This is a genomic window from Pseudarthrobacter sp. IC2-21, assembly GCF_034048115.1.
Lineage (GTDB): Bacteria > Actinomycetota > Actinomycetes > Actinomycetales > Micrococcaceae > Arthrobacter > Arthrobacter naphthalenicus.
In genome coordinates this window covers 2,209,399-2,225,147 of record NZ_CP139145.1, presented here as the reverse complement: position 1 = coordinate 2,225,147, position 15,749 = coordinate 2,209,399, and the positions used below count along the sequence as shown (strand labels likewise).

At 66.3% G+C, this 15,749-nt stretch carries 13 protein-coding genes; 9 read left to right on the top strand and 4 right to left on the bottom strand.

Annotated elements, in window-relative coordinates; genetic code table 11:
* Window positions 1–11: 11 nt before the first annotated feature.
* Window positions 12–1,628 (bottom strand): DUF349 domain-containing protein, encoded by a 1,617-nt coding sequence (locus tag SBP01_RS10230; protein WP_320535710.1) that lies wholly within the window; start codon window positions 1,626–1,628, stop codon window positions 12–14.
* A gap of 66 nt (window positions 1,629–1,694) precedes the next feature.
* Window positions 1,695–2,501: a peptidylprolyl isomerase gene (locus tag SBP01_RS10225; RefSeq protein WP_320535709.1), complete on the bottom strand. Its 807-nt coding sequence runs from the start codon at window positions 2,499–2,501 to the stop codon at window positions 1,695–1,697.
* Window positions 2,502–2,733: 232 nt separating this feature from the next.
* Between SBP01_RS10225 and hisS the strand changes: the two genes are divergently transcribed.
* Window positions 2,734–4,107 (top strand): histidine--tRNA ligase, encoded by a 1,374-nt coding sequence (hisS, locus tag SBP01_RS10220; RefSeq protein WP_275214220.1) that lies wholly within the window; start codon window positions 2,734–2,736, stop codon window positions 4,105–4,107.
* Between the two features lie 10 nt (window positions 4,108–4,117).
* Here the strand turns inward: hisS and SBP01_RS10215 are convergent, their stop codons facing one another.
* Window positions 4,118–5,383 (bottom strand): APC family permease, encoded by a 1,266-nt coding sequence (locus SBP01_RS10215; protein WP_320535708.1) that lies wholly within the window; start codon window positions 5,381–5,383, stop codon window positions 4,118–4,120.
* Window positions 5,384–5,493: 110 nt separating this feature from the next.
* Here SBP01_RS10215 and aspS point away from each other — a divergent pair, with 110 nt between their 5' ends.
* The 3 genes from aspS (at window position 5,494) to SBP01_RS10200 (ending at window position 9,107) form a co-directional block, all read left to right on the top strand.
* The gene (gene aspS, locus SBP01_RS10210) at window positions 5,494–7,281 is read left to right on the top strand and encodes an aspartate--tRNA ligase (protein WP_320535707.1); all 1,788 of its coding nucleotides are present in this window, start codon (window positions 5,494–5,496) and stop codon (window positions 7,279–7,281) included.
* A 76-nt stretch (window positions 7,282–7,357) separates the two neighbouring features.
* Entirely contained in the window at window positions 7,358–8,239 is an 882-nt protein-coding gene (locus SBP01_RS10205) for a GNAT family N-acetyltransferase (RefSeq protein WP_275214223.1), read from the top strand.
* 70 nt (window positions 8,240–8,309) lie between these two features.
* Entirely contained in the window at window positions 8,310–9,107 is a 798-nt protein-coding gene (locus SBP01_RS10200; RefSeq protein ID WP_275214224.1) for a dioxygenase, read from the top strand.
* A gap of 29 nt (window positions 9,108–9,136) precedes the next feature.
* Here the strand turns inward: SBP01_RS10200 and SBP01_RS10195 are convergent, their stop codons facing one another.
* Window positions 9,137–9,832: an acVLRF1 family peptidyl-tRNA hydrolase gene (locus SBP01_RS10195; RefSeq protein ID WP_320535706.1), complete on the bottom strand. Its 696-nt coding sequence runs from the start codon at window positions 9,830–9,832 to the stop codon at window positions 9,137–9,139.
* A 58-nt stretch (window positions 9,833–9,890) separates the two neighbouring features.
* Here SBP01_RS10195 and SBP01_RS10190 point away from each other — a divergent pair, with 58 nt between their 5' ends.
* From SBP01_RS10190 to alaS, 5 genes are all read left to right on the top strand, one after another.
* Window positions 9,891–11,309: a replication-associated recombination protein A gene (locus tag SBP01_RS10190; RefSeq protein ID WP_275214226.1), complete on the top strand. Its 1,419-nt coding sequence runs from the start codon at window positions 9,891–9,893 to the stop codon at window positions 11,307–11,309.
* A gap of 230 nt (window positions 11,310–11,539) precedes the next feature.
* Entirely contained in the window at window positions 11,540–12,166 is a 627-nt protein-coding gene (gene rpsD, locus SBP01_RS10185; protein ID WP_190988295.1) for a 30S ribosomal protein S4, read from the top strand.
* Window positions 12,167–12,311: 145 nt separating this feature from the next.
* On the top strand, window positions 12,312–12,686 hold the full coding sequence (locus SBP01_RS10180) for a DUF948 domain-containing protein (protein ID WP_164199570.1): 375 nt from the start codon (window positions 12,312–12,314) through the stop codon (window positions 12,684–12,686).
* Window positions 12,687–12,704: 18 nt separating this feature from the next.
* On the top strand, window positions 12,705–12,950 hold the full coding sequence (locus SBP01_RS10175; protein WP_320535705.1) for a DUF6167 family protein: 246 nt from the start codon (window positions 12,705–12,707) through the stop codon (window positions 12,948–12,950).
* 117 nt (window positions 12,951–13,067) lie between these two features.
* Window positions 13,068–15,746 (top strand): alanine--tRNA ligase, encoded by a 2,679-nt coding sequence (gene alaS, locus SBP01_RS10170; protein WP_320535704.1) that lies wholly within the window; start codon window positions 13,068–13,070, stop codon window positions 15,744–15,746.
* Window positions 15,747–15,749 lie beyond the last annotated feature (3 nt).

Sequence of the window (15,749 nt, the reverse complement as noted above, 5' to 3'; positions counted from 1 at the left end):
CTGGGTGCGTGTTAGGCCAGCTCGCTGGCGGAACGCTGGATCTGGTCAAGCCAGGCCTGCCGCGCCTCCAGGGCTTCCCGTGCGGCCTTGATCTTTCGCTCGTCGCCGGCCTTCTCCGCTTTCTGCAGATCGTCCTGGAGCCCGGCAATGGCGGCCTCCAGCTGCGAGAGGGCGCTGTTGGTGCGGGCCTTCGTCTCCGGGTTGGAGCGCTGCCAGTTTTCCTCTTCGGCGTGGCGGACGGCGTCTTCCACCTTGCGAAGCCCGGCTTCGATCCGCCCCATGTCGGCGCGGGGAACCTTGCCTGCTTCTTCCCAGCGGTCCCGGACGGACTGAAGGGCCTTCTTGGCGGCAGCGAGGTCCTTGACCGGCAGGATGGCGTTGGCCTCGGTCAGGAGTTCTTCCTTCACCGTGAGGTTGGCCGCATACTCCTGGTCGATCTCTTCGTTGGCTGCCTGCCGGGAAGTGAAGAAGACGTCCTGGGCGGCGCGGAAACGGGCCCACAGGGCGTCGTCGTCTTTGCGGCTTGCCCGCGGGGAGGCCTTCCATTCGTCCATGAGCCGGCGGTACTCGCCGGCGGCGAAGCCCCAGTCGGTGGAGGAAGACAATGCCTCGGCCTCGGCAATGAGCTTTTCCTTGGCCGATTTAGCGGCCGAATTGGTGCTGTCCAGCTGGGAGAAGTATGCGCGGCGGTGACGGTCGAATACCGTCCGTGCGGCACGGAACCGCTTCCAAAGGGCGTCTTCGTTGCTGCGGCCAAGACGGACACCGCTCTTCTGGGCTGCCTTCCAGCTTTCAAAGAGTTCATTCATCCGTGCGCTGGACGTCTTCCACTGGATCTGGGCAGGATCCTGGCCGGAGATTTCCTCCGCTTCGGAGACGATTGCCTCACGGGCGGCGAGTTCGGCGGCGCGGACGGCGTCGTGCTCTGCCTTCTCCGCTTTTTCGAGCTCGGTGATCTGCGCCGACACGGCATCGAGGCGCGCTTCGGCTGACCGGAGGTCGCCCACCATGTTGCGCTCGGCCAGCTGCTCGCGAAGATGGGTCACCGTCTTTTGCATGTCAGTGCTGGGCGCCTTGGAGCTGACGCGCTGCTCCAGGAGCAGCACCTGCGCCACAATGTCGTCATATTTCCGCGCGAAGTACGCGAGGGCTTCATCGTCGCTGACGTCCGGGTACTGGCCAACCGGGTGTTCCTCGCCATCGATGGTCAGGAACACGTGGCCATCACCTTCAACACGACCCCACCGGGCAGCTTCCGCCAGCGACGTGGCCGGAGCAACAGGGGCGGGAGTTGCGGCGGGTGCGGCGGCGGCCGGTTTCGGTCGCGCAGCGAAGGCTGCCGGTGACGGAGCGGGCCGCGGCGCAGGGGCTGCCGGCTGCGGGGCGTCGGGCGCGTCCTGCGCATCCGGGGCCACCTGGCTTTCCGGCGCGTCCTGCGCTTCAGGGCCGTCCTGGGCGTCCGTGGCCGCCGGGGTCGCGTCCTGGCCGGCCTCGGCCGGCGGAACAGTGGCGCGCTCGGCGACTGCTGCATCAGGTGTTGAAGGGTCAGCTACTGCCTGCTCGGCCCCGGGGGCCGTTGCCTCGGTCAGGTCTGTTGCTGTTTCGTCGGATTTCTGACTGTCTGTCACCGCTAAAAGTCTTTCGCTTGGAGGAAAATACTCACATACTGCACCGCAGCCGTGAGGCCGGGCTTCCTACTTCAGAGAAACCGAGTCTATCGTGACTGATTCCACGGGCGCGCCGTCCATGTTGCTGCTGCCGGGAGTAATCCCCGCCGCTGCGATGCCGGACACAACATCCAGCCCGGACGTCACCTTGCCCACCACCGTATAACCGCCGGCAGTATCGGCTGGAATCACCGTGTCCTTGTAGACAATAAAGAACTGTGTGCCGTTGCCGTAGGCATTGTTGCCCGTCCTTGCCACGGCTATGGTGCCGGCCGGGTACAGGTTGTCAGCCGGGACATTTTCCAGCGGACCCCACGTGTAGTCGGGGTTTCCGCCGCCCTTGCCATCGGCCGAGCCGCACTGCAGGACGCCGAAGTTGTCCCCGGTGGTGAGGCGGTGGCAGGTCTTGCCGGTGAAGTAGCCTTCATCGCTGAGCGATTTGAACACGGCTGCCGCCTGCGGTGCCTTGGTGCCGTCAAGTTCGATGCCGAGTTTGCCGCGGTTCAGCGCCAGCTCGCCGGTGAACACTTTCCCGGCGGCCGTGTCCGGGGACGGGATGTTGGCCGCGTTGGTGGGCGGTGCGGACGTTGTGGGGGAGGCTGAGGGCGGGGTCAGTCCGGCTTCTGCTGCAGCAAACTCGTCTTCGGTCGGGTTGCCGGCGAAGACGGTGAACTGAAGGACGACGGCGAGGACCACGGCGGCGCCTGCCGCGCCGGCGGCGATGACATTGTCGCGTTTGCGCCGCGATTCCTGGTCCCGCCGCAGCTCGCGCTTGGCCTCCATCTGCTGGACACGCCGTTTGGCTTCGCGGGCACCGCGTGAACTGGCCGCCAAGGGTCCTCCTGTAAGTCGTTCTGCCGCCGGTTATGAAGGCCCGGGCGCAGAGGTGTGGCGGCAGCCTTGCGCGTCCACTGCCCGCGTATTAGAGATGCGGGCAGATGGCGCATAAACTGACTGCCGCACATAGTTTATGCATGAGTTGCTGGACAGCCGCCGTTCCTGGCCCGTTTCGGGTGGAATGCCGGGCGAGTACCAGGCGCCTTTCATCAAGAGGAGAACATCCACCATGGCACGCACCGCCTCCCTGTCCGGATTCCCCGAGTGGCTTCCCGAGGAGCGGCTGGTGGAGCTGCACGTGCTGGACACCCTCCGCAGGGTTTTTGAGTTGCACGGCTTCGGGTCAATCGAGACCCGGGCCGTGGAGACTGTCGGCCAGTTGCTGCGCAAAGGCGAGATCGATAAAGAGGTTTACGGTCTCAGCCGGCTGCAGGACGATGAAGCCGACCCGGATTCCGCCAAGGCAAAATCCGATCCGCACGCACTGGCTCTGCACTTTGACCTGACCGTGCCGTTTGCCCGCTACGTCGTCGAAAACGCCGGCTACCTGGCGTTCCCGTTCCGGCGCTACCAGATCCAGAAAGTGTGGCGCGGGGAGCGCCCGCAGGAAGGCCGGGCCCGGGAATTCACCCAGGCGGACATCGACGTGGTGGGCGACGGCGAGCTGCCCTTCCGGTACGACGTGGAAATCGCCCTGGTGATCGCCGAGGCGCTCAGCGCCCTTCCCATCCCGGACTTCCGCCTGCGCATCAACAACCGCAAGCTCGCCGAAGGCTTTTACCGCGGGATCGGCCTTGAAGACACGGCCGGGGTGCTCCGCAGCATCGACAAGCTGGAAAAGATCGGTCCTGCCAGGGTCGCTGAATTGCTGAAGACTGAACTCGGCGCATCGGACGAACAGGCGCAGCTCGCGTTGCAGCTGGCCGGAATCCGAACCGAGGACACCTCCTTTGTTGCCCAGGTCCAGGCCCTCGGCGTGACCAATGACCTGCTGGAGGAAGGCCTGAACGAACTGGAGCAGGTCATCGAGGCTGCCGTGCAGCGCGCACCGGGCAAGGTGGTGGCCGATCTCAGCATTGCCCGCGGCCTCGACTACTACACGGGCACCGTGGTGGAGACGGTCCTGGTAGGCCACGAGCAGCTCGGATCCATCTGTTCCGGCGGCCGCTACGATGCCCTGGCTAGCAAGGGCAACCGCAAGTTCCCCGGCGTCGGGCTCTCCATCGGCGTCACCCGGCTGGTGTCCCGCATCCTCAGCCAGGATCTGGCCAAAGCCTCCCGGTCCGTTCCCACGGCGGTGCTGGTGGCGCTCACGAACGATGAGAGCTGGGGCGCCGCCCAGGACGTGGCTGCCCAGCTCCGCAGCCGCGGCATCGCCACGGAAGTGGCGGCCAAGGCGGAAAAGTTCGGCAAGCAGATCAAGTTCGCGGACCGCCGCGGCATCCCCTTCGTCTGGTTCACCGATGACGAGGGCAACCACCAGGTCAAAGACATCCGCTCCGGCGAGCAAGTGGTTGCCTTTCCCGAAATCTGGTCGCCGCCGTCGGAAGACCTCACCGTTCAGGTGAGCACCACGGCCGCGGCGGTGCCTGCCCAGGCCTGACCGGCGCCGGCTAGCGGCGCAGCCGGACCACCAGGAACCGGACCGCAACGCCGGCCGCAAGAACGGCAGCCATCCCCAGGACGGACGCCGGCGGCAGCGTGAAGGCGAGCAGCAGGTAGCCCCCGAAGCCGGCCACATTGAGCCACCTGGGTGCGTGGGGCGGGTGCTTCTCGAGGGTGAAGGCGGCGGCGTTGGTGATGGCATAGTAGATCAGCACGCCGAAGCTGGAGAAGCCAACCACAGCCATCACGTCAGTGGTCAGCAGAAGCAGAATCACGACGGCGGCCACGGCAAGTTCCGCCACGAACGGCACAGTATGCTGTCCGCCCACCTTCGCCAGTGCCGCCGGGAGATCCCGCTCGCGTGCCATGGCCAGGGTTGTCCGGCCCACGCCGGTGATGAGCGCCAACAGGGCGCCGAGGCTGGCGGCCGCCGCGCCGGCCTGAACCAGCGGTGCGCCCGCGGCGAGCCGCGAGTGGAGCACGGCGTCCAGAAGCGGCACATCGGTGGCGGCCAGCCGGCCGTCCGGCAGATGGTTCTGGAGCAGCAGCGCCAGTCCCAGGTAGATGACAAACGCGGCGCCCAATGCGGCGAGGATTGCGCGTGGGATGGTCCTGGCCGGATCCTTGACTTCCTCGCCCAGGGTGGCAATCCGGGCGTAACCGGCAAAGGCGAAGAACATCAGGCCCGCCGCAGGCAGCACACCTCCCAACCCGCCGGCGGCCGTCCCGCCTGCACCCGGGCCGCCGTCGGCTGCTACCGCCCAGGTCGGGTGCGGGCCGACGAAAGCCGCTACGGCCACAAAGAGGAGAACGGCCACGACAAAGCAGAGCAGGACCCGGGTGAGCAGTGCCGTGCGGGTAATCCCAAAGAGGTTCACAGCAGTCAGGGAAACCACGGCGGCTACGGCAACGGGCACGGCGTAGTCCGGCGCCATATAGTGGCCGAACGTCAGTGCCATGGCAGCACAGGACGCGGATTTTCCGCTGACAAAGCCCCACCCCGCCAAGAAGCCCGGCCATTCGCCCAGCCGCTGCCGGCCGTAGACATAGGTGCCGCCGCTGGCCGGATACCGGGCCGCCAGTTCGGCGGACGCTACCGCATTGCAGTAGGCCACTGCAGCAGCGAGCAGGACAGCAAGAACCAGGAATTGACCGGCCAGGCCTGCAGCCGGGGAGAAGACCACAAAGACGCCGGCACCAAGCATGGAGCCGAGTCCGATGGAGGTGGCGTCGAACACGCCGAGCCTTCTCTGGAGCTGCCGGTGGGGGTTCATGGGGGAGCGGCGCCTTTCCAGCGGGTAAACTCAAACGGGATTGTTCCCGGAACGATCCTATGCATCTTTAAGTCTTAGTTTTCCTGCTGTCTCCTTCAGAAAGGCGTGCTGTGCTGCGCACACATGACCTCGGATCCCTTCGCTCCGAGCACATTGGACAAACCGTAACTCTGGCTGGCTGGGTTGGCCGCCGCCGCGATCACGGTGGGGTCGCATTCGTGGACTTGCGCGATGCGTCCGGCGTAGCCCAGGTTGTGGTCCGTGAAGAAGAGGTCTTCCACGGCCTGCGCAACGAATACGTCCTGCAGGTCACGGGCACCGTTTCCCAGCGTCCCGAGGGCAACGAGAACCCGGCCCTAGCCACCGGATCGATCGAGGTCATGGCGGACAAGGTGGTCATCCTCAACACCTCGGACCCGCTGCCGTTCCAGATCGACGAGCACGTCGAAGTGGGCGAGGAGGCACGCCTGAAGCACCGCTACCTTGACCTGCGCCGCCCTGGCCCCGCCCGCAACCTTCGCCTTCGCTCCGAGGCCAACCGGGTTGCCCGCGAGCTGCTCCACCAGGACGGCTTCGTCGAAATCGAGACTCCCACGCTGACGCGTTCGACGCCGGAAGGCGCCCGTGACTTCGTGGTCCCCGCGCGCCTGGCCCCGGGTTCCTGGTACGCCCTGCCGCAGTCCCCGCAGCTTTTCAAGCAGCTGCTGCAGGTGGGCGGCTTCGAGAAGTACTACCAGATCGCGCGCTGCTACCGCGATGAGGACTTCCGCGCCGACCGCCAGCCGGAATTCACCCAGCTGGACATCGAAGCCAGCTTCGTGGACCAGGACGACATCATTGCCATCGGCGAAAACATCGTCAAGGCACTGTGGAAACTGATCGACGTCGAGATCCCCACCCCCATCCAGCGCATCACCTATGCGGACGCGATGGCACGGTACGGTTCGGACAAGCCCGATCTTCGTTTTGGCGTGGAACTCACCGAACTCACCGAGTTCTTCAAGGACACCAACTTCGGCGTCTTCAAGGCCCCCTACGTTGGTGCCGTGGTGATGCCCGGTGGCGCCTCCCAGCCGCGCCGCACCCTTGACGGGTGGCAGGAGTTTGCCAAGCAGCGCGGCCACAAGGGCCTGGCCTACGTCCTCTTCAAGGAAGACGGCGAACTGGCAGGGCCCGTCGCCAAAAACCTGACCGACACCGAGCGGGCCGGCCTTGCGGACGCTGTTGGTGCCAAGCCCGGCGACTGCATCTTCTTTGCCGCCGGTGAGAAGTCCGCGGCCCGCGCCCTCCTCGGCGCTGCCCGTGTTGAGATCGGCCACCGCACCGGCCTGATCAACCCCGCGGACTGGGCCTTCTGCTGGGTTGTGGACGCGCCGATGTTCGAGCCGGCCGCCGCAGCGGTGGCATCCGGTGACGTGGCGGTTGGCGCGGGCAAGTGGACCGCAGTCCACCACGCCTTCACCTCGCCGAAGCCGGAATTCCTGGACACGTTCGACATGGACCCGGAATCTGCCCTGTCCTACGCCTACGACATCGTTTGCAACGGCAACGAAATCGGCGGCGGCTCCATCCGTATCCACGAGCGCGATGTCCAGGAACGCGTGTTTGAACTGATGGGCCTGGACCGCGAGGACGCCCAGACCAAGTTCGGCTTCCTGCTCGAAGGCTTCAAGTTCGGCGCCCCTCCGCACGGCGGCATCGCTTTTGGCTGGGACCGGGTGGTTGCGCTCCTGGCAGGCGTGGAGTCCATCCGCGACGTCATCGCTTTCCCGAAGACCGGCAACGGCTACGATCCGCTCACCCAGGCTCCGGCGCCCATCACAGCGCAGCAGCGTAAGGAAGCCGGTGTGGACTTCAAGCCGCAGGCCAAGGCGGAAGAGCCCAAAAAGGGCGAGTAAATGTCGGAGAGGCTCCCCGGAATGAACTGGTCCAGTTCATTCCGGGGAGCCTTTCGCTGTGGAAGGGTGGTTCGCCATGGGAGCTCCTGCACTGCAGGACCTCGAGCTGTTGATGGATGCCGCCTGGCCGGCTCCTGACCGCGGGGACGCCGACGGCTGGGTACTGCGGGCAGCCTCCGGCGTGACGCAGCGGGCCAACTCAGTGTGGCCGCGTGTCCCCGGAGATGATCAGCACGCTCAGCTTGCGGCGTTGCGGCTGGCCCGGCAATGGTACCGGGACCGGCGGCTGCCGCTGATCTTCCAGCTTTTCGACGACCCCCGCTCCGCAGGACTGCATGCGCTCCTGGATGCGGAAGGCTTCACCCGGCAGTCCGAAACACTTGTCATGACGCTGGCAGCCGGGACTGGGCAAGGGGCGGCAGGCAGCGCGGTGCCCGATCCGTCTGCACCGGAACCGCTTAAGCCCGGACCGCTCAAGCCAGAACCCGGCGTCGAACTCTCCGCCGCGCCGTCTTCGGAGTGGCTGGACCTGTGGTGGCAGGTGGACGGCAGGGGCGGTGCTGCGGAGCTCGCCACCGCACGCACGATACTGACCGGCTGCCCGTCGGTGTACGCGCTGGTCAGATCCGACGACGGCCGGCCCGCCGCCGTCGGCCGCCTCGCCCTTCCGCCTGCTCACCCGGGCGGCGGGGGAGCCGGCACCGGCGGCGAGGCAGTGGCCCGGGGAGGGCTGTACGGCATGGCCACCCGCCCGGATGCCCGGCGGCGGGGCTACGCCCGTCAGGTCCTGCTGGCCCTCTTGGGTGAAGGCGCTGCACGCCGGCTGACAGGGTACTGGCTTCTGGTCACTGCCGCGAACCAGCCGGCCCGGCAGCTCTACGCCGCCGCAGGATTCAGCGAAGCGGCCCGCTACCACTACCGGCAGGACCGCCCGAAACGGCATCTGACCGGCTGCTGAGCTCCAGCCGCCGTCCTTCCGTCCAGCACCCATACTTGAAGCTTCAATGAAAACCGGTTAGTATGAAGCCATGACACAAACACTTGGCCAGCCCCCGGTTCTCTTCCTCAGCCACGGCGCGCCGCCGCTTGCCGACGACGCCACCTGGACCCGGCAGTTGCACGATTGGTCCGGCACGTTCAGTAAGCCCAAGGACGTCCTGATGATCTCCGCGCACTGGGAAAATGCGCCCGTGACGCTCAGCGCGACGCAGCGGGATCCCGGACTGGTTTATGACTTCGGCGGATTCGCCCAAAAGTACTACGAGGTCCAGTACCGCGCCCCGCAGGCGCCTGAGCTCGCGGCGGAGGTGGAGCGGCTGGTGGCCGGTCACGGCCACCACGTTGAGCGCGACGAGAGCCGGGGGCTGGACCACGGTGCGTACGTGCCGCTCAAGGAGTTGTTCCCCGAGGCAGATGTCCCGGTGGTCCAGATGTCCATGCCCACACTTGATCCGCAGGGCCTGTTCAACCTGGGAATGTCGTTGGCGCCGCTGCGCGAACGCGGCACCCTCATTGTCGGGTCCGGCTTCACCACGCACAACCTGCGCTGGTTCAACCCCGCCGGCGGCCCGGACAGCGCTCCGCCGGCAGCCTCGAGCGAGTTTGACCACTGGGCCGAGGAGGCCATGGCCCGCGGTGATGTGGATGCGATCCTGGACTTTCTGAACAAGGCTCCGGCCGCGCGCCAGGCGCACCCGCGCAGCGAGCACTGGGCTCCGCTGTACGTTGCCCTCGGCGCAGCCTACGGCTCCGGAGAACTGAAGGCGCGGACTGCAATCGACGGCTTCTGGTACGGGCTGTCGAAGCGCTCCTGGACCCTGACCTAGGACCTAGGACCTGGACCTAGGACCTGGACCTAGGACCTGGACACTGCCTGACCGGCGGCGTCGGTCACCTGAATCCGCACTGAGCAGATATCGGCAGCGGCCTTTCTCAGGACTGAACCGTTGGGATCCGCCACGTCCAGGAAGGCCAGCCGGGGGAGCGCGGCATAGGGCTTCATCGCCGCGTGCGCGAGCACCAGGTTGGCGAGGGTCCGGTCACCGCCTGGGGCAAGGTACCCTATCGCGTGGCCACCGAAAATTGCCGCCGCCTGGACCGCCACCTTCTCCACCAGCTCATCGGCCTGGTTCGCGCGGCGGCCCTGCACGTACCGGGATCCGGTTTTGGACGCCGCCACGCCGCCCTCCCGCGCCACCGCCACCGCATAGCCTCCGCGCCGCACCAGAACCAGTCCTGCCGTCCGCGGCTGACCGGCCATGGAGGCCAGTCGCTCCAAGGGTCCGCTGCCGCGTCCGGGTCGTCCGTCCGGAGGCCAGGGGGCCTGGAGCAGCGCTGTGGTGCCATCGGCCGCCAGAAGCCGCACGCCGTCGTCGTCATCCCTGATCCGGAAGCCGCCGTGAGCGGCGCCAAAGCGCTCGGTCCACCCGACGAGGCGGGCCGCCGGCACAAAGGCGGTCCTGACCGAAGCCGCGCGGCCTGAACCCGCGCGGTCTGAACCGGCGCGGGCCGATCCCGCCTGGCTGACGCCATCTGGGCCGGGTGCAGTCATGGTGGTCCCTTTGCGAGCGTGCGGATAAGAGATGCTGAACTATGAGTAGCCTATCTATGTGGATGATCTCTTCGGCCCGGGGCCCGGCAATGACGACGACGACGACAGTAGCGAGCCCTCGTCCTCGGGCCGCCCCGGGGCGAGCCGGAGCGCGGCGCAGCGCAGTCCCTTGGCTGTCAGGATGCGGCCCCGCACCCTTGACGACGTGGTTGGTCAGCAGCACCTCCTTGGCCAGGGCTCGCCGCTGCGGCAGCTCGCGGCCGGCACTGACGCCGTAGGACCCGCCGGGCCCAGCTCCCTGATCCTGTGGGGACCCCCGGGCACAGGAAAAACCACGCTGGCCCACGTGATCGCCAAGGGCAAAGGCCGGAAGTTCGTGGAACTCTCCGCGATCACCGCCGGCGTCAAGGATGTGCGGCGGGTGATGGATGAGGCCCTGACAGCGCGCGACCTGTATAAGACCACCACGGTCCTGTTCCTTGACGAGATCCACCGCTTCAACAAGGCCCAGCAGGATGCCCTCCTGCCCGGCGTGGAGAACCGCTGGGTTGTCCTGGTGGCAGCCACCACGGAGAACCCCTCCTTTTCGGTGGTCTCGCCGCTGCTGTCCCGGTCCCTGCTGCTGACGCTGAAGCCATTGACGGACGCCGACATCGAAGGGCTGTTGCAACGCGCTGTCGCGGACGAACGGGGCCTGAACGGGAAAGTCGAGCTCAGTGCGGAGGCGCTGGGCCACCTCGTCAGGCTGTCCGGCGGCGACGCCCGGCGTGCCCTGACTGCCTTGGAAGCAGCCTCCGGCGTTGCATTCGGTGATGCGGACGACGCCGGCGATGACGCTCCCGTATCCATTGAGCTCAAGCACACCGAACGAGCCCTGGATGTGGCCGCCGTGCGCTATGACCGGGCGGGAGACCAGCACTACGACGTGGCCAGCGCCTTCATCAAGTCCGTCCGCGGCTCCGACGTGGATGCCGCTCTGCACTACCTCGCCAGGATGCTCGAGGCGGGGGAGGACCCCCGGTTCATTGCCAGGCGCATTGTGATTTCCGCCGCTGAGGACGTGGGCATGGCAGACCCGACGGCGTTGCAGACCGCCGTAGCCGCAGCCCAGGCGGTGCAGCTCATCGGTATGCCCGAAGGCCGGATTGTCCTGGCCGAAGCGGTGGTGCATCTGGCCACCGCGCCGAAGTCCAACGCCGCCTACCTGGGCATCAACAAGGCCATCGCAGACGTCCGGGCAGGCCTGGGCAACGGCATCCCGGCACACCTGCGCGACGCGCACTACCCGGGTTCAAAGCAGCTCGGGCACGGCAAGGGCTACAAATACGCCCACGATGCGCCGCATGCTGTGGCCACCCAGCAGTACCCGCCGGACGATCTGGTGGGCCGGGACTACTACGAACCCACCGGCAACGGCGCGGAGCGGGATATTTCCGTTCGCCTGGAGCGGCTGCGGAAGATTATCCGCGGCGGCTGAGCCGGCAGGACCGGGCAGGCCCGTGCCGGCCGGGTACGGGAATGCAGGGGAATCCTGCTAAGATGGTTCGTTGTCTGGCAAGGCACGGACGCAATCCCCAACATTTTCCAGTATTTACTGATTTCTGTCGGGGTAGCACTGTGCCCAGTAGCAAAAGGCAGCGGTTGGCCGATGCTCTCCATCGTGGAGGCCAGTAACACTGACACACCGCAGATATTGGAAGGACACAAGTGGCTAACAACACTCGTGCTCGCCGTACAGCACGCCTCTCGCGTGCACTCGGCATCGCTCTGACCCCCAAGGCCGCCAAGTACATGGAGCGCCGCCCGTACGGCCCCGGTGAGCATGGCCGTGCCCGCAAGAAGCAGGACTCCGACTACGCCGTACGTCTGCGCGAAAAGCAGCGTCTGCGCGCCCAGTACGGCATCCGTGAAGCCCAGATGACCCGTGCCTTCGAAGAAGCACGCCGCACCAAGGGCCTGACCGGTGAAAACCTGATCGAACTGCTCGAAATGCGTCTCGATGCCCTCGTGCTGCGTGCAGGCTTCGCCCGCACCATCGCCCAGGCCCGCCAGCTCGTTGTGCACCGCCACATCATGGTTGACGGCATCCGCGTTGACCGCCCGTCCTTCCGCGTTGGTGAGGGCCAGCTGGTCCACGTTCACAGCCGCAGCGAAACCATGGTTCCGCTTCAGGTTGCAGCGGCCGGCGCGCACCGCGACGTCCTGCCCCAGGTCCCGGCCTACCTGGACGTCAAGCTTGACGCCCTGCAGGCACGCCTGGTTCGCCGCCCGAAGCGCTCCGAGGTTCCCGTAACCTGCGAAGAGCAGCTCGTCGTCGAATTCTACGCACGCTAAATCCCAGCAGCGTATCCAAAGAAGCCCGTGGCAAGCGCCACGGGCTTCTTTGTATGTAAGGTACTTGGGGGACATCTGCGGAACGCATGAAGACAGCGTGCGCGATGGGAAGAGATCCACGTCAGTTTCAAGGAGATGAACGTCTATGTCTGGTGGCGATATTGCCGGCCTGATCGCAGCCGGAGTGTTTGCGCTCCTGGTGCTGCTGCTCGCGGTACCCATCCTGAAGCTGGGCAGCGTCCTGGAGGAAATCCGGACGTCCATCCGATCCATCAGCGACGGCGCCACGCCCCTGATGGACGAAGTCACCGCCACGGTGACCACGACCAACCAGCAGCTGAAGAAAGTGGACGGCATCGCCTCCAACGTTTCGGACGCTTCCGCGAACCTCTCCGCGCTGTCCTCCCTCGTTGCCGCAACAGTGGGCTCACCACTGATCAAGGTGGCAGCCTTCAGCTACGGAGTCCGCACTGCCCTTGCCAACCGCAAGAAGCCCGCGGCCGGCCGCCGCAGCCGCTAGTCACCGGAAGAACAGAACATGAAACGATTTGTCTGGATGGGAATCGGCGTCGCGATCGGCGTCATCGCTTTCCGAAAACTCACTGAAGCCCAATCAAACCTGGGGCCTGAGGGCCTGAACCGTGCCGTGGGCCGGCTCGCCGACGGCCTGTACGACTTTGCCGACGCTGTCCGCTCCGGCATGCATGAGCGGGAAGCGGACCTTCGCACCGCACTCGGCGTTGAATCCCCGGGCGTTTCACCGCAGGTTCCGGCCCGGCACTAACCAGCCGGCAAAACGCGAGAGAATTAACCCAGCGGTTGCGGCTTGCCCGGACTGCTGCCTGTATCAAACCGTCACGCCCCCCAAACGCGTGACCCAAGAAGGGTATGTAATCAGCTCATGAAGTCGCAGGAGATCACTAAGCGCTGGATCGACTTTTTTGTCAGCAAGGGGCACACCGCGGTGCCGTCCGCCTCCCTGGTCTCCAGCGACCCCTCCCTGCTGTTCACCGTGGCCGGGATGGTCCCGTTCATCCCTTACCTGACCGCCCGTGAAGAGGCCCCGTTCTCCCGGGCCACCAGCATCCAGAAGTGCATCCGCACCGGCGACATTGAAGAAGTGGGCAAAACTGCCCGGCACGGCACCTTCTTCCAGATGTGCGGCAACTTCTCGTTCGGCGATTACTTCAAGGAAGACGCCATCAAGTTCGCCTGGGAACTGCTCACCACGAGCGTTGACGACGGCGGGTACGGCCTGCCGCCGGAACTCCTGTGGGTGACCGTCTACCAGGAAGACGACGAAGCCCGGGACCTGTGGCTGAAGAACACCGGCGTCCCCGCCGAACGGATCCAGCGGATGGGCAAGGCTGACAACTACTGGCACACCGGCCAGCCCGGCCCCGCCGGCCCCTGCTCGGAAATTTACTACGACCGCGGCCCCGCGTACGGCGCCGAAGGCGGCCCGCTCGCTGACGAGAACCGCTACGTCGAAATCTGGAACCTCGTCTTTATGCAGTACCAGATCGACAACGTCCGTTCCAAGGACGACTTCGACATCGTCGGGGAACTGCCCAAGAAGAACATCGACACCGGCCTGGGCATGGAACGCCTTGCCATGATCCTGCAGGGCGTCGAGAACATGTACGAGACGGACCAGGTCCGGCCCGTGATCGACAAGGCAGCCGAGCTGTCCGGCCGGGAGTACACCTCCGCCGAATCCGCTGACGACCCGCACCACACCGACGATGTCCGCATGCGGGTGGTGGCCGACCATATCCGCTCCGCCCTGATGCTGATCGCCGACGGCGTGACGCCCTCGAACGAAGGCCGCGGCTACGTCCTGCGCCGCCTCATCAGGCGTGCAGTGCGCTCGATGCGCCTGCTCGGCGTCGAAAAGGCCTGCCTCCCGGACCTGCTGCCCGCCTCACGCGATGCCATGAAGGGCGTCTACCCGATTGTGGAGACGGACTTCGAACGCATCAGCCGGATCGCCTACGCCGAAGAGCGGGCCTTCCTGCGCACCATCGCTTCGGGTACGGCCCGTCTTGAGGATGCCGTGACGGTATCCAAAGCCGCCGGCGCACCGCTGTCCGGGGCCGATGCCTTCGCGCTGCACGACACGTACGGCTTCCCGATCGACCTCACCCTGGAGATGGCAGAGGAAGCCGGGCTCAAGGTGGACGAGGCCGGTTTCCGCGCCCTCATGCTCGAACAGCGCCAGCGCGCCCAGGCCGATGCCAAGGGCAAGAAGGGCGGCCACGCCGATCTCAGCGCCTACCAGGAGATGCTGGGCGAAGGCGAAACCGTCTTTACCGGGTACGACGAACTCGACGGCGAATCCCGCGTCCGGGGACTCCTCAGCGGCGGCCAGCGTGTAGCCCACGCCGCGACCGGTGACGAGATTGAACTCGTCCTCAACGAGACGCCCTTCTACGCCGAAGCCGGCGGCCAGTCCGCCGACACCGGCCTCATCACCGGCGACGGCTTCGTTGTCGAGGTGCTCGACGTGCAGCGCCCGGTCAAGGGCCTGAGCGTGCACAAGGCCATCGTGCGTGAGGGCGAGATTTCCTCCGATGCGCTGGTGCGCGCCGCCGTCGACCGTGAACGCCGCCATGCCGCCGAGCAGGCCCACACCGGTACGCACATTGTGCATGCCGCCCTGCACCAGATCCTGGGCCCCCAGGCCACCCAGCGGGGGTCCTTCAACAAGGCCGGCTACCTGCGCTTTGACTTTGCCTGGGGCGAAGGCCTCAGCACTGCCACCCGCTCGGAAATCGAAGAGGTTTCCAACCTGGCCATCCGTAACAACTTCCGCGTGGACACCAAGGTGATGGCCCTGGCTGAAGCCAAAGCACTCGGTGCCATGGCGCTGTTCGGGGAAAACTACGGCAGCGAAGTGCGCGTTGTGGAGATCGACGGCGCGTGGTCCCGTGAACTGTGCGGCGGCACACACGTTTCCAACACGTCCTTGATCGGCAGCCTGTCGCTGCTGGGCGAACAGTCAGTCGGCTCAGGAAACCGCCGCGTCGAAGCCTTCGTGGGCATGGACGCCTTCCGACACCTCGCGGCCGAGCGTGCCCTGGTCACGGAGCTCACCGAGATGCTCAAAGTCCCGTCCGGCCAGCTCGCCGACAGGATTGCCAGCACCCTGAACAAGCTCAAAGCCACGGAAAAGGAACTGGACCGGCTCCGCAAGGAACAGCTCACCGCGGCGGCCGCCAACCTCGTGGGCACCGCCCGGGACGCGGCCGGCATCAAGGTCATCGCGCACGACGCCGGCCAGATCGGTGGTGCCGATGATGTCCGCAACCTTGCCCTTGACCTGCGCAACCGTCTGGGCTCCGAAGCCTCCACCGTGGCCGTGGCCGGCGTCAGCAACGGCCGCCCCATGATCCTGGTGGCCACCAACGAGGCCGCCCGGGAAGCCGGCGTGAAAGCCGGAGCCCTGGTGCGGGTTGCGGCCGGCATCCTCGGAGGCGGCGGCGGCGGCAAGGACGACGTCGCCCAGGGCGGCGGTACGGACGCCACCAAGATTGCCCCGGCCCTTGCGGCCGTGGTGGACGCAATTTCCCGGCGCTAAGGC